Annotated in this window: 17 protein-coding genes and 1 pseudogene; 15 read left to right on the top strand and 3 right to left on the bottom strand. The window is 34.9% G+C overall.

Annotation, left to right across the window (positions count from 1 at the left end; all coding sequences use genetic code 11):
* The first annotated feature begins 403 nt into the window (after positions 1-403).
* The 6 genes from NSS71_RS24440 to NSS71_RS24465 all read left to right on the top strand — a co-directional run bounded on the left by NSS71_RS24440 (position 404) and on the right by NSS71_RS24465 (position 7381).
* The gene (locus tag NSS71_RS24440) at positions 404-1282 is read left to right on the top strand and encodes an amidase domain-containing protein (protein WP_328282858.1); all 879 of its coding nucleotides are present in this window, start codon (positions 404-406) and stop codon (positions 1280-1282) included.
* 80 nt (positions 1283-1362) lie between these two features.
* Complete coding sequence (trmL, locus tag NSS71_RS24445) at positions 1363-1836, top strand: tRNA (uridine(34)/cytosine(34)/5-carboxymethylaminomethyluridine(34)-2'-O)-methyltransferase TrmL (RefSeq protein ID WP_095320213.1); 474 nt, start codon at positions 1363-1365, stop codon at positions 1834-1836.
* A gap of 210 nt (positions 1837-2046) precedes the next feature.
* Entirely contained in the window at positions 2047-2802 is a 756-nt protein-coding gene (gene nfsA / locus NSS71_RS24450) for an oxygen-insensitive NADPH nitroreductase (RefSeq protein ID WP_095320156.1), read from the top strand.
* Between the two features lie 212 nt (positions 2803-3014).
* The gene (locus NSS71_RS24455) at positions 3015-4910 is read left to right on the top strand and encodes a PrkA family serine protein kinase (protein ID WP_047942845.1); all 1896 of its coding nucleotides are present in this window, start codon (positions 3015-3017) and stop codon (positions 4908-4910) included.
* Between the two features lie 258 nt (positions 4911-5168).
* Positions 5169-6344, top strand: a complete 1176-nt coding sequence (gene yhbH / locus NSS71_RS24460; RefSeq protein ID WP_047942843.1) for a sporulation protein YhbH — start codon at positions 5169-5171, stop codon at positions 6342-6344.
* Positions 6345-6979: 635 nt separating this feature from the next.
* The gene (locus NSS71_RS24465) at positions 6980-7381 is read left to right on the top strand and encodes a hypothetical protein (RefSeq protein ID WP_095320157.1); all 402 of its coding nucleotides are present in this window, start codon (positions 6980-6982) and stop codon (positions 7379-7381) included.
* A gap of 93 nt (positions 7382-7474) precedes the next feature.
* Here the strand turns inward: NSS71_RS24465 and NSS71_RS24470 are convergent.
* Positions 7475-7769 (bottom strand): annotated as a pseudogene (locus NSS71_RS24470) (hypothetical protein).
* A gap of 115 nt (positions 7770-7884) precedes the next feature.
* Between NSS71_RS24470 and NSS71_RS24475 the strand changes: the two are divergent.
* The 5 genes from NSS71_RS24475 (at position 7885) to NSS71_RS24495 (ending at position 11167) form a co-directional block, all read left to right on the top strand.
* On the top strand, positions 7885-8373 hold the full coding sequence (locus NSS71_RS24475) for a CBO0543 family protein (RefSeq protein WP_144581168.1): 489 nt from the start codon (positions 7885-7887) through the stop codon (positions 8371-8373).
* Positions 8374-8596: 223 nt separating this feature from the next.
* Complete coding sequence (locus tag NSS71_RS24480; RefSeq protein ID WP_156485448.1) at positions 8597-8770, top strand: hypothetical protein; 174 nt, start codon at positions 8597-8599, stop codon at positions 8768-8770.
* Between the two features lie 58 nt (positions 8771-8828).
* Positions 8829-9221 carry a DUF454 family protein gene (locus NSS71_RS24485; RefSeq protein WP_047942837.1) on the top strand — a complete coding sequence of 131 codons (393 nt, stop codon included), beginning with the start codon at positions 8829-8831 and terminating at the stop codon, positions 9219-9221.
* A 168-nt stretch (positions 9222-9389) separates the two neighbouring features.
* Positions 9390-9905 carry a hypothetical protein gene (locus tag NSS71_RS24490; RefSeq protein ID WP_047942835.1) on the top strand — a complete coding sequence of 172 codons (516 nt, stop codon included), beginning with the start codon at positions 9390-9392 and terminating at the stop codon, positions 9903-9905.
* A 356-nt stretch (positions 9906-10261) separates the two neighbouring features.
* Positions 10262-11167 carry a phosphotransferase gene (locus tag NSS71_RS24495; RefSeq protein WP_341152121.1) on the top strand — a complete coding sequence of 302 codons (906 nt, stop codon included), beginning with the start codon at positions 10262-10264 and terminating at the stop codon, positions 11165-11167.
* Between the two features lie 60 nt (positions 11168-11227).
* On the opposite strand, the gene NSS71_RS24500 is transcribed toward NSS71_RS24495, so the two are convergent.
* Positions 11228-12208 carry an aldo/keto reductase gene (locus tag NSS71_RS24500; protein ID WP_336045527.1) on the bottom strand — a complete coding sequence of 327 codons (981 nt, stop codon included), beginning with the start codon at positions 12206-12208 and terminating at the stop codon, positions 11228-11230.
* A gap of 364 nt (positions 12209-12572) precedes the next feature.
* Between NSS71_RS24500 and NSS71_RS24505 the strand changes: the two genes are divergently transcribed.
* The 3 genes from NSS71_RS24505 to bglX all read left to right on the top strand — a co-directional run bounded on the left by NSS71_RS24505 (position 12573) and on the right by bglX (position 17183).
* Positions 12573-13409 (top strand): AraC family transcriptional regulator, encoded by an 837-nt coding sequence (locus NSS71_RS24505; RefSeq protein WP_047942830.1) that lies wholly within the window; start codon positions 12573-12575, stop codon positions 13407-13409.
* A gap of 110 nt (positions 13410-13519) precedes the next feature.
* The gene (locus tag NSS71_RS24510) at positions 13520-14923 is read left to right on the top strand and encodes a sucrose-specific PTS transporter subunit IIBC (protein WP_047942829.1); all 1404 of its coding nucleotides are present in this window, start codon (positions 13520-13522) and stop codon (positions 14921-14923) included.
* Between the two features lie 16 nt (positions 14924-14939).
* Positions 14940-17183 carry a beta-glucosidase BglX gene (gene bglX, locus NSS71_RS24515; protein ID WP_341152122.1) on the top strand — a complete coding sequence of 748 codons (2244 nt, stop codon included), beginning with the start codon at positions 14940-14942 and terminating at the stop codon, positions 17181-17183.
* A gap of 275 nt (positions 17184-17458) precedes the next feature.
* Here the strand turns inward: bglX and NSS71_RS24520 are convergent, their stop codons facing one another.
* Positions 17459-18037, bottom strand: a complete 579-nt coding sequence (locus tag NSS71_RS24520; RefSeq protein ID WP_336045414.1) for a CBO0543 family protein — start codon at positions 18035-18037, stop codon at positions 17459-17461.
* 574 nt (positions 18038-18611) lie between these two features.
* On the opposite strand from NSS71_RS24520, the gene NSS71_RS24525 reads away from it, so the two are divergent.
* Positions 18612-19709 carry an L-dopachrome tautomerase-related protein gene (locus NSS71_RS24525; RefSeq protein ID WP_336045159.1) on the top strand — a complete coding sequence of 366 codons (1098 nt, stop codon included), beginning with the start codon at positions 18612-18614 and terminating at the stop codon, positions 19707-19709.
* Positions 19710-19723: the final 14 nt, after the last annotated feature.

Genomic DNA, 19723 nt, shown 5'->3' on the forward strand with positions numbered 1-19723 from the left:
AGGAAAAGAGGCGTTCATCAGTTGGATGAAAGCCGAAATCTCGTGGAGCAAGAGGAAAAGAGGCGTTCATCAGTTGGATGAAAGCCGAAATCCCGTGGAGCAAGAGAAAAAGAGGCGTTCATCAGTTGGATGAAAGCCGAAATCCCGTGGAGCAAGAGGAAAAGTGGTGTTCATCAGTCGGATGAAAGCCGAAATCCCGTGGAGCAAGAGGAAAAGTGGTGTTCATCAGTCGGATGAAAGCCGAAATCCACAGAGCAAGCAGAAAACCGGCGTTCATTAGAAAAATACTCTTCATCATTTTAACAAATTAATACGAGATGAAAAAAGAAGGCTAGCAATGCCTTCTTTTTTTGTACACTTCTACTCTGCTTTAACATAGTTATTAATGAAGGGAGTAGATGGAATGAGACAACAATTAATGGAGTTAATCGAGAAAAGGATTCAGCAATGTGTTACAAAGGATAGGGAAGCAGTAGTGGATGAAAAATTAGAGAGAAAAAGAAATAGTATGCATAAAAGAAAAGCTGAAATTGTTCATGTGAAGGCGAAAGGGAAAATTGAAGATATGGAAAAAAAGGCGGATGAGACAGAAGAATTAGTGTATTCTGTTCATTTTCAATATTTTATCAAGCAGGGCGAGCTTTTTTTGATTGAAGAAGAGGTCGAAAATCGAAAAGCTGTTGTTTTCAAGGGGGTAATAATTGAAGATACAGAGATTCTGCCAGCTTATCCAGAAGACTATCGAGAGGTGCCATTAGCGGAAGAATGGGGAGAAACAATAGAAAGAGAGAGCCGCTATAAGTATGATCGTTTAAAGGCTGTTCAATATGCAGAAAAATGGTGGAATAGCTATAATCCGAAATACCATCAATTTGAGGTAGATTGCACCAATTATATATCTCAGTGTGTGCATGAAGGCGGGGCACCAATGAGAGGCTATCCTAATCGAAATAAAGGCTGGTGGATGCAAAATAACAATTGGAGTTATAGCTGGGCCGTAGCGAATGCGTTCCCAAGATACTTAGAAACCTCTACTGCTGGCTTGCGGGCAAAGCGGGTGGATAGTGCCATGGAGTTAAAACTTGGAGATGTCATTTGCTATGATTTTGAAGGCGATGGGAAATATAATCATACAACGATTGTTACAGGGAAAGATGCGAATGGCGAGCCATTAGTAAATGCGCATACGTATAATAGTCGCATGCGTTACTGGAAATATGAAGATTCGACAGCTTATACACCGAATATTAAATACAAATTTTTTACGATTATCGATGGATAAAAAGGAGACATATCTCTTTCGCATTTCCTTTTCACAAAGTGTATAATGGAACGGAAAGTAACAGTTTAGAGGTGACAAACTTGGCAATACATATTGTTTTATACCAACCACAAATCCCTTCCAATACAGGCAATATTGCCAGAACATGTGCGGGAACAGACACGGTGCTTCATTTAATTCGTCCATTTGGATTTTCTATGGAGGATAAAGCGTTAAAGAGAGCCGGCTTAGATTATTGGGAGTTTGTTAAGATTTATTATTATGACTCTTTAGAGGAATTTTACGATAAAAATGAAGGTGGAGCTTTTTACTATGTGACGAAGGCAGGGGAATCTCCCTATGACTCCTTCGATTACAGTACGCTAAATAAAGAGCATTATTTTATTTTCGGAAGTGAAACAACAGGTCTCCCTGAAGAAGTCATTCAGAATAATGTAAATAAAACGTTACGAATTCCAATGACGGACAATATTCTTTCCTACAATCTTTCGAATACAGCAGCTGTTCTTATTTATGAGGCTTTAAGGCAGCAAAACTTCGCTCATTTAAAATAAAATGAAACTAGAAAACTGGATAAATCGAAACAAGTATACGAAGATTCTACGTATACTTGTTTATTTTTTTGGAATTACAGTGAGAAAAGGCATCTAGTTTAGCAAGCAGGCTAATTCTTTTGGTCAGAAAGATTATTGGTATATTATATAGGATATAGTTACTATCAGTAATTTTGGGAGACAATAAGAAAAAACAAAGGAGAAGATCTCATGAATCAAACAATCGAAACCATACTCAATCATCATTCTGTTAGAAAATTTACAGATGAGGAGTTAACACAAGAGCAAATTCGTCTCCTTGTTGAAGCTGCGCAAAGTGCTTCTACCTCTAGCTTTGTACAAGCATATAGTATTATTGGGGTAAAGGATAAGGAGAAAAAGAAAAAACTAGCATCCTTAGCTGGAAATCAGCAATACGTAGAGAATAATGGTCATTTATTTATTTTCTGTGCTGATTTATATCGTCATACAGTTGCTGCTGAAATGGAAGGAAAGAAGGAAGCAGCTCAGGACTCCATTGAAAGCACGGAAAAGTTTATGGTAAGCCTTATTGATGCTGCGCTTGCTTCGCAAAATATGGCCATTGCTGCAGAATCATTAGGACTTGGTATTTGTTATATAGGTGGTATTCGCAATAATTTAGTGGAAGTAAGTCAGCTATTGAAAACGCCTGATCATGTACTGCCATTATTTGCTTTAGTTGTAGGTTATCCAGACCAACAAACAGAGAAAAAGCCTAGAGCTCCTTTTCATCATATTTATCATGAAGATCAATATGAGCAGGATGATGCACAATATAAAAAAGGACTACAGGAATATAATGAAGAAATCACAGCTTATTATCAGGAAAGAACAAATGGAGCAAGATCGGATACGTGGACTGCGCAAATGGCTGCTCATTTTGAGCATAAATCGCGTATGTATATGAAGGAGTTTGTGCAGCAGAAAAAATTTGATTTGAAATAAACAAAAAAACAGTGTCGGAAGTATACCGATGCTGTTTTTTTGTTTAAATAGAAATTAGTGATTATAAGACAGCATTTCTCCTACAAAGAAAAGGTTTTTCCTCCAATTAGTTCGCTTCACTAAAAAAACTATTCCCTCTTTTAAGCATGTTCGTATTCGCTGGTGCATAGATTATATTAATCGTCTCTGATAAAGTGACAGGGGAGGTCCATATGAGTATATTAAAGAAAATCGAGATGCATAGACAAGAAGAAGAGTTGTTGAAGTGGGAAGGGACATTTGAAGAATACCTAGAAATATTGAAGGAAAAGCCATGGGTTGGTCAATCCGCGCATTCAAGGGTTTATAACATGATTAAAGATGCAGGTATTGATGAAGTAAATGGAAAAAAACAATATAAATTTTTCTCTGATCAGCTCTTTGGTTTAGAAGAGCCGTTAGAAAGATTAGTAGAGGAATATTTCCATCCAGCTGCTAAGCGTTTAGATGTAAGGAAACGTATTTTATTATTAATGGGTCCAGTCAGTGGTGGAAAATCTACATTGGTAACCATGTTAAAAAGAGGCTTAGAAGCCTATACGTACACGGATCGTGGAGCGGTATATGCGATTAAAGGCTGCCCAATGCATGAAGATCCACTTCATATGATCCCACATAGTCTAAGAAAAGATTTTTATGATGAATATGGAATCCGCATTGAAGGAAACTTATCACCACTTAATATGATGAGACTTCAGGAAGAATATAATGGAAAAATCGAAGATGTAATCGTCGAAAGAGTATTTTTCTCAGAAGATAAGCGAACTGGAATAGGAACCTTTAGTCCATCTGATCCGAAATCCCAAGATATTGCTGACTTAACGGGAAGTATTGATTTCTCGACAATTGCTGAATATGGATCTGAATCAGATCCAAGAGCCTATCGTTTCGATGGCGAGCTGAATAAGGCAAACCGAGGGATGATGGAGTTCCAGGAGATGTTAAAATGCGATGAGAAATTCTTATGGCATTTATTATCCTTAACACAAGAAGGTAACTTTAAGGCGGGAAGATTTGCTCTTATTTCTGCCGATGAGTTGATTGTGGCCCATACAAATGAAACGGAATATCGCTCTTTTATTTCCAATAAAAAAAATGAAGCACTGCATTCCCGGATTATTGTCATGCCAGTTCCATATAATTTAAAAGCATCAGAAGAGGAAAGAATCTATGAGAAAATGATTCGCGAAAGTGATGTTGCCGATGTTCATATTGCCCCACACACTTTAAAGATAGCCGCTATCTTTACGATTTTAACTAGATTAAAGGAGCCGAAAAAAGGTGATATTGATCTAGTGAAAAAAATGCGTCTATATGATGGCGAAAGTGTAGAAGGCTTTAGTTCGGCTGATTTAAAGGAACTGCAAAATGAATATGGGGATGAAGGAATGAGTGGCATTGACCCGCGTTATGTGATTAACCGGATTTCTTCTACCATTATTCGCAAGGATGTCACAAGCATCAATGCATTAGATGTGCTTTTATCCATAAAAGAAGGCTTGGATCAGCATTCTTCTATTACGAATGAATTAAAAGAAAAGTACTTAAATTGCATTTCCTTAGCACGGAAGGAATATGATGAAATTGCGAAGAAAGAAGTACAAAAGGCATTTGTTTATTCGTATGAAGAGTCAGCTAAAACGTTAATGGATAACTATTTAGATAATGTAGAAGCCTATTGCAATAAAAATAAGCTTCGTGACCCATTAACTGGTGAGCCGATCAATCCAGATGAAAAACTAATGCGTTCGATTGAAGAGCAAATTGGTATTTCCGAAAATGCAAAGAAATCTTTCCGTGAAGAAATCCTGATTCGCATTTCTGCCTATGCAAGAAAAGGAAAACGATTTGATTATAACTCTCATGATCGCTTACGGGAAGCCATCCAGAAGAAGTTATTCGCAGATCTGAAAGATGTTGTAAAAATTACTACATCTACTAAGACACCAGATGAACAGCAATTGAAGAAAGTAAATGAAGTGGTTGCACGTCTTATCGATGAACATGGCTATAATTCCACATCAGCAAACGAGTTGCTGCGTTATGTAGGAAGCTTATTAAATCGTTAATTAAATTGGTCAAGGAGGAACAGGCTAAAAGGCGTCTGTTCCTCTTTTGGCTTAAAGATAGAATAAGTGAATAGATGGAGCATGTCTAAAGCTATTTCTAAAAAAAGTAAAATTATCGAAATTATTAGTAAATTATTTAAGACAACTGCATATGATAGAGTAATCACTTTATTTAGATAGAGTGATACCCAAATTAGTGTATGCGCAGAGGACTTCATATGTGCGCAAAACGTAGAAAAATTTTTTAGGAGGGGTAAAATGACCGAAAAGCAAAATAAACATCAGTTTGTAATATCCCAAGAAAATTGGTCCCTCCATCGCAAAGGCCACGATGATCAACAGCGACATCAAGAAAAGGTGCAGGAGGCCATTAAAAATAACCTCCCTGATTTAATTACAGAAGAAAATATCGTCATGTCAAATGGGCGAGAAGTAGTGAAAATTCCTATTCGTTCATTAGATGAATACAAGATTCGATATAATTACGATAAAAACAAACATATTGGGCAAGGGAATGGAGACAGTCAAGTTGGCGATGTGGTCGCACGCGATGGATCTGGAAATCAAAAAGGCCCAGGAAAAGGGCAAGGAGCAGGAGATCAAGCAGGAGAAGATTATTTTGAGGCAGAGGTCTCTTTAATGGAATTAGAAGAAGCTCTATTTAAGCAATTAGAATTGCCGAATTTAAAACGAAAAGAACAAGATCAAATTGTTGTGGAAAATATTGAATTTAATGATATTAGAAAAGTAGGCTTAATGGGTAATATTGATAAGAAAAAAACAATGATCTCAGCATTTAAGCGCAATGCCATGTCTGGGAAACCAGCATTTCATCCCATTTATCCAGAGGATTTAAAATTCAAGACGTGGAACGAAGTGCAAAAACCAGAGTCCAAAGCAGTTGTCCTTGCGATGATGGATACGAGCGGCTCGATGGGCTTGTGGGAAAAGTATATGGCAAGAAGCTTTTTCTTCTGGATGACGAGATTTCTTCGCACCAAATATGAAACAGTAGAAATAGAATTTATTGCCCATCACACGGAAGCAAAAGTTGTGTCGGAAGAAGATTTCTTTTCTAAAGGAGAAAGCGGTGGTACGATTTGTTCCTCTGTTTACCGAAAAGCATTGGAATTGATTAATGATAAGTATGACCCAGGCAGATTTAATATTTATCCCTTCCATTTTTCAGACGGAGACAATTTAACGTCTGATAATGCTCGATGTGTCAAGCTAGTAGAAGAGCTGATGGAAGTATCCAATATGTTTGGCTATGGGGAAGTGAACCAATACAATCGCCACAGTACGCTCATGTCTGCCTACAAAAATATTCAAGATGAAAGATTCCGCTACTACTTACTAAGACAAAAAGCCGATGTGTTTAATGCTATGGCAAGTTTCTTCCGGAAAGAGGAAGAGGGACAGATGTACGCATAAAGAATAGAAGCACAACTCATTAAATGGGTTGTGTTTTTTTTTGATCGGACAAGTGTGATGAAATAGGATGTCCGTGTTTTAACAACTTATTTTCTTAAGAGCACACTCTCGTTTGACCCTTATATACAGGGTGAAATATTAGATACTTTTGACAAAGTGGTATTTAAGTAGGTTTAACAAGCCTAAATGATACAAAATTTAATGATGGATACAAGTCTTAACTTTTACAAAAATTAAAACTTAGAGAAACTACTCTCTTAGTACAGCATGAATAGTAAGAAAGAGTAAAAAGGAATATTTTTGCGTTTTCTTATTTAAGCTTGTTTGTATCTTCTTCAACAGTGTTTTCTACTTTTTAATGTTTTTTTTAATGCAGAGACACCGATAAATAGCATCCAAATACTCAAAGGGATAAAGGCTATGACAAAAAGTCTATCGGTAATCATATCCATCATAAATAAAATCAGAATAAAAATTGTTAATATAGTAGCAAGAGAAAATCTATTCATTTTCATCCCCTATTCCTAAGTAGATAGTTTACCGTTTGGTAATTGATATAATACAATACTAGCAAATATTAAAAAAGATTAGATTTTACTCGATATTAAATTAATTCTAGAGAAAGAAGTGGAAAAATGACGAGTCATTATTTTATTGCTACAATGCGAGCTATTCCTGAATTTCATGAAGGGGACAATAACTACTCTTTTCTAAGTGGTGAGGCTTATAAAGAGGAATTACCTTTTACATTACCATACATCTATGAATGGGGGGAAGATGATAGAGAATTAATAATCTTTCTTGATGACTTCATGCAATTAGGGGATGTTGTGGAACACTATATTTATGAAGAAGGAAGAAATGGTATAACGCTCTCTGAAAATTTTCCAGAAGAAGCAAGAACCATTAATCTTTGGAAGAAAACGTATAAGGATCAATATGGTGCATATCAATTGGATCCTAAAAGATGGCGGGAAGATCTTTCAAGCCGAACCATTGCTTCTAAAAGAAGTGTCACTACATTTGTGAAAATATAGCTAAGAAGTTAATTATTCGAATGGCAGAGAAACTTTCCATGCTTCCTCAAATAAACTGTATACGATTAAATATGGTTGCGATTGAGTATCTTATCATTTGCCTGCCTTTTTCTTCCTCTTTTCAAGAAAAGTTAAAATCGTTGTTTTCATAGAAGCATAGGAACCAATGGCTGAATAGCCGTAAAAACCAGCCCATAAACAAACCAGCAACAAGACTATGTCTATGACTAATAAAGACAGAGATCAATAATCCCAAAGCTAGGGCGATGGTCGGAACATATTTTTTCGGTATCTTTATCATCATTTTCAGTAATTGTGTCATAATCATCACTACAGGGACTGCGATGACAGCATCCCAGAAGTTTGTTTGTATTGTTGGGAAATCCATTACATCCACCACATTTACGGTTTAGTATTCCATTTACCTTTGTAACTAATACATAATTCAAAAGTATCGAATAAACCGCTTAAGGAAGCGCATATTAATGCTGAGGTGGTATTTAATGGAGAAAAATAAAATGGAGAAACGATTTTTAAATGGTTTACTTATCGGGAATTTATTGATCCTGCTGCCGATTTTATATAGAAAACCCCCAATTAGAGATTGGATTATTGTGTTTGTGTATAATGCTATTACCAATGGTTTGCTTGATATGCTTTTAACATCTCATAAAGTAATTAGATATCCAGTTCGCTTTCTGCCGACGATATTTAATATACATATATTATTTGATTTCTTAATTTATCCGACATTTACTGTTTTCTATAATCAATTAACGAAGAGAGATAAACCCTTTGCTATTTTCTATAAATTGATTTTTTTTACACTTCCCTTTTTTATTATTGAATTATGGGCTGAAAATAAGACAAAATTAATTGAATGGAATAAGTGGTGGAAATGGTACTATTCTTTTCTAAGCATAATTCTTAAGTCATTAATAACAAGATTCGTTATCGAAATGTTAAGGAAAAAGAACTTTTTGACAAAATGAGCTAATTTGCTTTCTCTAAAGTTTATGTACTTACAAACAAGGGGAAAATATTGGAGACAGACTAAATCTTTCTATCCCATTTTAAAAGAAAACATAGTTATTTCCTTCTTTTTATTGTAAAATGGCGAAGTAGAATAGTGTAACGTAGATTGTTTCATTCAATAATAGTAATTACATACTGTACGTGATTAGGATAGAAGTTAATCCTAAGAAAGGAAAGCAAATGACAAAAATCGTAAATATCATTCTGTTAATTAATGTCATTGGAATTGTTCTTTATGCAGCAGGAGTACTTGATACGGATATCTTCCGTGTGGAGTTTTTATCCTCTGGTGTAATTATGCTTCTGTTTGGTTTAAGAGATGTTGTTAGAGGGGTGAAAAGAAAAAGACGTTAGGAATTTGGCCGTTTATGAAATGGAATGTTGCTTAAAAAGGGTAGGAAGGGAGCAAAAGATGAAGCCTGTTTATCGATGGATCTATATTTTTCTAGGGACAGTTTTTTTGGTTTTAGGAATAATTGGAGCCTTTTTACCTTTGCTGCCAACTACACCTTTTTTATTATTAACATCCTTTTTCTATACACGGGGTTCTGAGCGTATTAATAAATGGTTTCGTTCTACAACGTTCTATCGTGACTATGTGAAAGGATTTCGTAAAGGCGCATTGACGAAAAAGCAGAAAATCAAAATCATTATCACGTGCTATAGCTGCTTAGCTATCAGCGCTATTCTTGTAGATCATTTTTATACTCGAATCATGCTGGGCTGTATTGCGATTGTTCAAGCCATTTCAATGTTTATCATAAAGACGAAAAAAGAGGAACCGGAAGTAATCATAAAAGAATAAGAAAAAAACAGTGGATGACCTTTTTTAAGGAATCCTTTTTTTTTGTTCTTATAGGTTAATAGTTGAAAAAAATACTTGTTTAATAGTAAAATAGGATTCTAGTAATTTCCAATTAATAGCCTCAAGATAATTCCCCAGTCACACTAACATTTCCTATTGGAGGTAAAGATGAATAAAATTTCACAAGCAGAAGCAGTTAAATTAAAAAGTGTCCTTTCTAAGCGAATTCATGAACTAGAAGAGGAAATGGATAGAGTTGCATTTGTACAAGTAGAAGCAGGCAAGCCTATTCCGAAGCAAACACGAACAATCCTTGATGTTGAGCAAGAGCTAGAAGAAGTACGCACTGATTATCGATTGCTTGATAAATTAATGTATAGTGCCAATATCGAAAACGAAATAAGCTTTGAAAATACAAATATCACCATTGTGGAAGCAATTGAACTGGCGACACAGCTCCGCGCAAAAGCCCGAAAATATAAAGAGTTTGCGGCAGCGGAAAAGGAAGAATACGTCTATTCTTATAGTGAAACAGTCCAACTAATGAAGGTAGCCACCTTTGAACCAGAGGATTATCGTTTAAAAAGCTTAGAATGCGAACGAAAAGCAAACCGTTTATCCAATTTAATTAACAGCAAAAACTATCAAATTGAGCTAGAATTTGATGGGGAAAAATATTTTTAATTTTTATAGCATGCTTAACGGGCAGGCAGCAAAATTGCTGCTCCTATCTTGAAAAGGCGCGAAAGGAACTCAAACTTACTTATCTATTATTGCCTTGAATAGGTGAGACTCCTATTCAAGGATAGAAGGATTTCTCTTTTTGTGTACAAAGGTACGTTTACATGGTGCTGGCTAAACCAATGACCACTAACCCATTACTCGTTTACCCTTTACCTTTTACCAATTATTGCAATGGTGGTTGAAGACCATTTAAGTCCTCTTATCCTTCTATGACGAAGCCGATCAAAGAATAGTTTTATTCTTTGGTTGGCTTTATTTTTGTTTATCATTAAAATGATTAGAAAGGAGGGAGTCTAATGCCAAATATATGGGACCCCGAATACACCATAACAAAGGAGCAAGCTTCTCAATTATTGGAGGAACAGTTTCCAATTAGTGTTCATTCTATTAGAGAAATAGGGGAGGGGTTTGATAATACAATTCTTCTCGTTAACGATTGTTATACGTTTCGTTTCCCAAGAAGAGAAATAGCGGTGAAGCTTTTAACAAGTGAATGGGAGCTTTTGCGGATTATTGCAGATCAGCTGCCTATCCCCATACCTAAGCCGGTTTATATAGGGTCAGCGAGCAGGGCCTTTCCGCGAATTTTTATAGGATATGAGTATTTACCAGGAAATACTCCAGAAGGTTTAACGAATAAGGAAAGAATACAGATGGCAGAGCAATTAGGACGCTTCTTGAAAAAATTGCATTCTTTCTCCACCGAGCAATTCAAGCTTGTTCCATACGATGAATTTGATCGACTTCATATTGATAAAAGAAAATCCCGCTTAATCGATTCGATTAAGAAGCTGCGTATGCATGAAGATATACCTTTATTCCATTTAGTAGCAGACTATGCGAAAAAATTAACCCATATAGAAGTCCCAATTGTTCATGTCCTTACACATGGTGATCTCCATATTCGCAATATGCTTATTAATGAAAAAAAGGAACTAACGGGAATTATTGATTGGGGAGATACGCATATTGGCCATCCTGCTGTGGATTTATCGATTGCCTACAGTCTGTGCCCTTCTGAAGGGAGAAAACAATTTTTCACTAACTATGGCGAAGTAGATAATACTACGTTGAAACTCGCTCAGTTTAAAGCAATATTTACGACAGTAACCTTGCTTATCTACAGTATAGATAAAAAAGATTGGGAACTTTATCAAGAGGGGAAAATTAGCTTATCTTTCGCTTTAATGGGAGAAAACTAATTTTTTTCCCTTTTTTAAAATAACCGGACGAACATTAATGGTTACGCCCGGTTAAAAAAATTATTTGAACCCTAGAACTGGATGTGGGACATATGGTTCTTCTAAGCTAGCGATTTCTTCTTGTGACAATTGTAAAGAAAGTGCAGCAACCGCATCTTCTAGATGATGCAGTTTCGTTGCACCAATAATTGGAGCAGTAACAGGCTCTTTTTGTAAAACCCATGCAAGGGCAACTTGGGCACGAGGCACACCGCGTTTTTCTGCTATTGCTTTCACTCGCTCGACTACTTGACGGTCTGCTGCTTCTGTTTGGGAGTATAGCGTATTTGCAAAGGCATCCGTTTCTTTACGCATACTTGTTTCTTCCCAATCTCTAGTTAAGCGGCCGCGTGCCATCGGGCTCCAAGGGATAACTCCAATACCTTCTTCTTTACAGAGAGGCAGCATTTCTCGTTCTTCTTCCCGGTAGAGCAGATTTAAGTAATTTTGCATGGAAACAAAACGAGTCCAGCCATTTTTCTCTGCTACATGATTTGCTTTTAAAAATTGCCATGCAAACATGGAGGATGCACCAATGTAGCGGGCTTTGCCAGCTTTGACAATATCATGTAATGCTTCCATTGTTTCTTCAATAGGTGTCTCATAATCCCATCTATGTATTTGATAGAGATCAACATAGTCGGTGCCCAGTCTTTTTAAACTATTGTCAATTTCACTCATAATTGCTTTGCGGGAAAGACCAGCTCCATTAGCACCTGGACGCATTCTTCCGTGTACCTTTGTAGCAAGAACGACCTCATCACGATTAGCAAAATCACGCAATGCCCTTCCTACTATTTCTTCACTTGAACCATCAGAGTAGACGTTAGCTGTGTCAAAAAAGTTAATGCCAAGCTCTAATGCCTTTTTGATAAAGGGACGACTATCATTTTCTGTTAATGTCCATGCATGGCCGCCACGATCGGGTTCCCCATAACTCATACAACCAAGACAAAGACGAGAGACTTCTAAACCAGTAGATCCTAATTTAACATAATCCATTTGCTACTCCTCCTTTAGTTTTATTATAAAAGAGGGGCTATTCATTATGCGAGGGAAATGAATTAAGTTTGTAAGGGAATACATTAGTGGAGGAGTTAATAATTTAGAAAAGTGGTAAGTTAAAATTACCATATGGTTCGTAATGAATTGTACTATGGAATAGAAGGATAAAGGTTATAAATGACATATTTTTTTATAAAAAACGGTATGAGCTATACGAACAAAAAATATATTTTATTCCATTTTAAATAAAAAAACTATGAATAAATTTTATTAATGCACTAACTATTTTAAATTCCATCATTTTATTAATCTGCTATAATGTATGGAAAATATTTAATAGGGGCGAAAGGATAAATTACTGATGGGTGAACTATATGAATATATTGAAATAAATCAGAAAAAAACAATAAAATTTTTCTCATTCAAAGCCAAAGATACAGAAAGAATTATCCCTATGCATTGGCATGATAGTCCTGAACTAATTTATTGTGTAGAAGGAAAGCTAAAAGTCTGGTATGAAGGAAAAATTGTTACCCTGGGAAAGGGAGATTTGCTATTAATCAATTCTAATACCCCACATTCTACCCAAAGTATAACTCATAATAATGTATGCATCATTCAGTTTCCTGGAAATTTTCTTGAAGAAGAAAATAAATCGATTCATTTAAGCACTTGCGAAAACAAATATGATGCGCAAGTAATAGACTATACTAGGAAAATAATAACTGAAATTATAGAATACCATGTATCGACGAACGAATATGACTACTTATTAGAACAGAGTAAAATACTTCATCTAAAATATTTGTTGGTAACAAATTTTTCCTCTGGAGCTAATGGGAAATGTGAAGATAATAATCGCAAACAATTAAAATTGAAGCAGCTTGAAATTGTAATAAGGCATCTGAAAAATAACTATAAAGATAATCCTAGCTTAAAAGAAATTGCCAATGCCTGTGGATATTCTGAAGCGTATCTCTCTCGATTATTTCATACAATAACTGGACAGACTTTCATAGATTTTAAAAGAAATCTTTGTTTAGAAAAAGCAATTGAGCTTATGAATACAACAGATAAAACCATTACACAAATTGCCTATGAATCAGGTTTTTCAAATGTAAAATCATTTAGAAACTATTTTCGATCAACCATGAATATTAATCCCAAATACTATAAAAGGTCAAAAAATGACCCTTAATTAGTAAGAAAATGCAACGTAATGTAAACGTATTCCTGTTATCCTTGTTTGTGTGGTTAGCTAAATTACACGTGTTTTTGATAATTAATAAACAGAAATGAGGGGGAGAAATGAGTAATAAAAATTATAAAAATATTGCTCAAGAAGTAATACGTGGTATTGGTGGGACTGACAACATTATTTCGATGGCTCATTGTGCTACTAGGCTAAGATTAATTGTAAAAGATAGGGATATAATTGATGATGAATTGATTGAAAATATTGATTTTGCTAAAGGTTTCTTCTTTACTTCTGGTCAATATCAAATTATTTTTGGAACGGGTACAGTAAATCATGTTTATGATGCGATGTTGCAAGAAGGCGTTTCGGGAACAACAAAGTCTGAATTGAAAGAGATTGCTTCAGATAAAGATGATAATATCTTTTTAAGAATGATACGTTTGTTCGGAGATGTATTCGTGCCAATTATACCGGCATTGGTAGCTACTGGGTTATTTATGGGTGTAAGAGGATTGATTTTACAACCTGATATCCTCGCAGTATTTGGTTTAACGCCAGACCATATTTCAGATAATTTTATTAAGTTTACTCAAATATTAACAGATACTGCTTTTGCATTTCTTCCTGTATTAGTTTGTTGGTCTGCTTTCAAAGTATTTGGAGGTTCGCAATTATTAGGAATTCTGTTAGGGCTAATGCTTGTACATCCAAGTCTGCCCACATCATGGGATGTTGCACAAAATGTAGCAGAGCCTTTAAAATTTTTCGGAATTATAAAAGTTGCAGGCTATCAAGGTTCTGTTCTTCCTGCATTTATTGTTGGGGCTTTGGGAGCAAAGGTGGAAGGATTTATTAGAAAAAGAGTGCCGAGTGCTCTTGATTTAATTTTATCTCCGTTCTTCACTTTATTAATCATGATAGTTTTAGCGTTTTTCTTAATTGGCCCTGTTTTTCATGAAGTAGAATTATTATTATTACATGCAGTAACATATGTTTTAGAATTACCATTTGGTATTGGTGGTTTAATTTATGGTGGGATTAATCAAATAATCGTTATAACAGGATTGCACCATCCTCTTAATTTAATTGAAATCCAAATGCTTGCTGATACAGGAAAAAATTTGGTTAACCCGATAAGTACTGCTTCGATCTGTGCTCAAGCAGGAGCTGCATTTGCAGTCGCAGTTAAATCAAAAAATGTGAAAACTAAGGCTATTGCATATCCCTCCACTATGTCTGCATTACTAGGAATTACTGAGCCAGCTATTTTTGGTGTTACATTAAGATACGGGAAGCCTTTTATTATGGGATTAATAGGGGGTGCTGCTGGTGGATTTGTAGCTGGGTTAATGCACTTATCAGCCACAGGAATGTCTATCACAGCTATTCCAGGGACTTTGCTATTTCTGAATAGTCAAATTTTTGGATATTTATTAGTATCCCTAATCGGGTTTGGTGTGGCATTTATTCTTACCTATCTTTTTGGATATAAAGATCACCCAAAAACAAAATAATAAGGAGGGAGTATCGATGCAAAAAAATGAAGTTATGGCTTTAATCGATTCTCTGTCCGTTGAGGAAAAAATCGGTCAACTTGTGCAATTAACTGGAGATTTTTTTACTAATGAAACGGAAGAAACGATAACTGGTCCAATAAAAAAATTAGGATTAAATGAAAATTATAATATTTATCATACAGGATCAATCCTAAATATTACTAATGCTCATGAAATAATTAAAATTCAAGAGAAATATTTAGAAAACTCAAGCCATAAAATCCCTTTGCTTTTTATGGCAGATATTATATATGGATTTAGAACTATCTTTCCCATTCCATTGGCACAAACTTGTAGTTGGAACTTTGATTTAATAGAAGAAGCAGCTTCCATTAGTGCTAAGGAATCGTATGAAGAAGGATTACACGTTACATTTTCTCCTATGGTTGATATTGTAAGAGATCCAAGATGGGGCCGTGTTATGGAATCTCCTGGAGAAGATACGCTTATGGCCGAATTATTTGCAGAAAGAGTAATAAAAGGACTTCAAGGTAATTCCGAGCAAAAAATACCGAAAGATAAAATTGCTGGATGTGTTAAACACTTTGCAGCATATGGAGCTCCTATAGCAGGGCGTGAGTATAATGCAGTAGATATGTCTGAGCATACATTGCGGGAGGTATATTTACCGAGTTACTTATCGGCAGTAAAAGCAAAAGTTAAGCTTGTTATGACGGCATTTAATACTTTAAATGGCGTACCTTCAACCGGTAACGAGTGGTTAAATAAGATGATATTAAGAGATGAATTTAAATTCGCGGGAGTTCTTATTTCAGATTATGCAGCTGTTGAGGAATTAATTACTCATGGATATGCTAATGGACCAAAAGAAGCAGCGCAGCTAGCATTAAAAGCAACAGTAGATATTGATATGAAAACATCGGTTTTTGCTAATGAATTAGGTGCAATTGTTAATAACAATGAGCAAATGCTGGATTTACTAAATAAAGCGGTTTATAGGATTTTATCCTTAAAAAATGATCTGGGCTTATTTGAAGATCCATATAGAGGATTAAAAGAAAGATCAGCAGAAAACTCTAGTATCTTATGTTCTGAGCATAAAAAAATTGCTTTAATGTTAAGTGAGGAATCGATTGTTTTATTAAAGAATAATGGTATCTTGCCATTAGAAAAGGGCAAAAAAGCTGCAATTATTGGTCCATATCACGATGAAAAATCAACACTTGGTATGTGGGCTATAAAAGGCGACACAAATGACACTATTACACTGAAAGATGGGATAAACGAGATTGTAGGGAATAATAAGAATCCTTTTTGCAGAGGATCACATTTAATAGAGAAGGAAACTGCACACTTACTTGGAAAATTTGAAGATAAAATTCCAAATAAAAGAATAAGTAATGATGAATTAATAGAAGAAGCTGTTAACTTAGCAAAGGACTCTGAAATTGTAATACTAGCATTAGGTGAAAGTATTTTTCAGAGTGGTGAAGGTGGATCACGTACAGAGATTACATTACCTAAACCTCAACAAAAATTATTCGAAGCTATAAAAAAATTAAATAAACAAATAATTACTATCATTTATAGTGGGCGTCCTTTAATTTTAACTGATGTAGAAAAACACTCAGATGCTCTTATACAGGCTTGGTTTCCTGGTATTATGGGAGGTAAGGCTTTAGGGAATATTCTCTATGGGATAAGTAATCCATCAGGAAAGCTGTCGATGTCTTTCCCAAGGAGTGTTGGACAAATACCAATCTATTATAATGAGTTAAACACAGGGAGACCAGATCTGCCAGAAAATGCTTTTTATCGCTTTGCTTCACGATATATTGATGAATCTAATAAACCATTATTCTCTTTTGGCTATGGATTATCTTATACAACTTATCAGTATAACTCTGTCTCACTTAATAAAAAGTTAATAAGGCAAAATAGCCATGATGAATTAATTATAACAGTTGAGGTTGAAAATACTGGGGATTATGACGGTTATGAGATTGTGCAGCTTTACATAAGAGACCAGTTTGGCAGTACTGCTAGACCAGTAAAGGTACTAAAAGACTTCAAAAAGGTATTTATTAGAAAAGGCGAAGTGAAAACAATCTCATTTACAATTACAGAGGAGCAATTGAAAATTTATCGAAGTGATTTAAGCTTTGCTAGCGAGCCTGGTCAATTTGATGTTTATATCGGTTCTAGTAGTGAAGATTTACCTTTAAAAGAAAGTTTTGAATTAATTCAAACAAGCTAAATGAATTTATATAGAAATGCAATGAGTCTAAGGCTGGAATATAACCAGCTTTAACTAAATAAGGAAAGGTGAATTTGAAGTACTCAAATTCACCTTTCCTTATTTATGGTTCCGGAGAGCTTATAGCGAGGTAAAATAAAAAAAGTTTGTGAAATAATTGACTTGAACAAACGCGGGGATTTCTTTCATATAAAACCATAATTGATAATATATACTTATTAAATGTTTGGAATCAAAAATATAGGAAAAGAACCCATATTTTATAAGTGTTTTTCCTATTCTCTATTGGAAGTTGAGTAATTAGGTTTATGTAATATATGAAATAACCAAGTTATAAATTTTGCTATCAGAAGTACTAATACGTAACCCCAAAATAAATGGAAATAATTAATTTCACCATACATTCTAAAAAGACCAATACTTACTAAAATAGGTTTTAAAATAAAAGCAAATAAGGCAGCAGTTATTATAGAGTATAGGTAATAATTTTTATGCTTATTTAATGTCCATTGATAAATAAGCATGAAAGCCACAGGGACCATGGAGGTGTCCAATGAGATGCTTGGCAGTGCAGGGATAATTTGATAAGGGTAATGCCAATACCCTCGATTTATACCGTATAAATCGATGAATGTAAAAAAAACATGAACATTATATCCATAGAAACCAATTAGATATACTTTACTTCGGTCCATTTTGATATAAAGAATAACCAATGGGATTAAAAGAATAACAATTAAAAACCAGAACTGCCACGTAGAAGGGTTAGAATAGTCTGTCCAATAATTAATTAAAGAATCAGTATTCTCTTTTCTACCGTGTAGAATCTTGTCAAATTCACGTAAACGATTCAAAAAAAAAATTCCTCCTTCATATTTGCCTTATATAGTTAGAATAACCTAATATATTTTGTTTATTAATAATTAAAGAAGGTAATTATTTCATTTTTTGAGTAAGTGCAGCAGTACTTTGGGGGGAAACATGGAAAGAGCTTTATACAAATGAAAGAATGGGTAAAATTAATAAACTTTTACGATTTGTTGGTTGTTTTGAACCAAGTAGCTGCCGGAATTTAATAGTCGGTTATACAATTAATGCTAAATCAGTATTCGAAAAGGCTTGAGGTTAATTATGATTTCTTTTGGTACGTTTTTAATACCAAAAGTAAATGGAATTAGGTATTGAGTCAGCTTTGTTTATGGCTTGGATACTATAAAAGGTAAAGATTATATATTAGGTAAAGTTCCAGATAAAAAACTAGTAAGAGTTTCCTAAGAGAAACGTGATTTAATACGTTCGTTCCTCCAATTCAGTTTTTAATTAGTTTGTTTTTCTCGTTTGGTTAAATACACTGTATGAACCATGCACTAGAAAGAAATTTAATCATATATAAATGGTATCCAGTTTTATTTTGATGAGGAGGATATAATGGAACCACTATTACCTATGGAAAAATATTTCGGTAAGTTAGAACTAGTATATTCATTTTATGGAGCTATGCCTACAGGTGTTAGTGTATCAGAAACCGGTCGCGTTTTCATTTGCTTTCCAAAGTGGGGAGACCTTGTTAAATTTACTGTAGCTGAAATTGTTGGGGGGAAATTGCAGCCTTATCCTAGTTATGAAACTAATTTGTTTAACCCTGCGAATAACAAAGTGTCTTTCATCAGCGTCCAAAGTGTAGTCGCAGATGGTAGAGGAACGCTTTGGATATTAGATACAGCAGCACCAAATTTTTCTGAACCTATTAAAGGTGAAGCAAAACTAGTCGCTGTTGATTTAGAAACAAATACAATAAGGAAAGTATATAATTTTACAGAAGATGTTGTCTTGCCTACAACTTATATGAATGATGTCCGTTTTGATTTTCGTGTTGGAAAAGCAGGTTATGCCTATATAACGGATTCTTCTTCAAAAGGACCAGGAGCTATTATTGTTGTAGATTTATCAAGTGGGAACGCGTTTAGACGGTTAAATGGTGCAAAATCAACTTCGCCTGATCCTTACTTTTTACCGAAAGTAGAAGGCGAAATTTTGATGAATAGAAACAAAGATGGTTCAACTTCTCCATTTAGATTGGCATCTGATAGTCTTGCGATATCTCCCGATGGAAAGAGGTTATTTTTTGCGCCATTAACCAGTCGTCATTTGTTTTCGATTTCAACAGAAGCCTTGAGAGACAGAAATATACCAGACATGGCTTTACGTTATCATCTGGAGTATTGGGGAGAAAAAGGTGCATCTGATGGAATGATCACTGATGCAAAGGGAAATGTTTATGCGGGGGATTATGAAAACAACAGTATCCGTAAAATATTGCCAAATGGCATAATGGAAACTATTGCCCATGATCCTAGAATTCTGTGGCCGGATACTTTTTCAATTGGTCCGGATCAATATTTGTATGTCATTGTGAACCAATTACATCGGCAGCCTAGATTTCATTATGGAAAAGACTTACGACAGAAACCTTATAGTTTACTTCGTCTCAAAGTTGATGAAAATCCTGCTCCGACCTTTTCATAATAAAATAGTTAATT

The sequence above is a fragment of the Niallia sp. FSL W8-0951 genome (assembly GCF_038006525.1).
Classification (GTDB): Bacteria; Bacillota; Bacilli; order Bacillales; family Cytobacillaceae; genus Niallia; species Niallia circulans.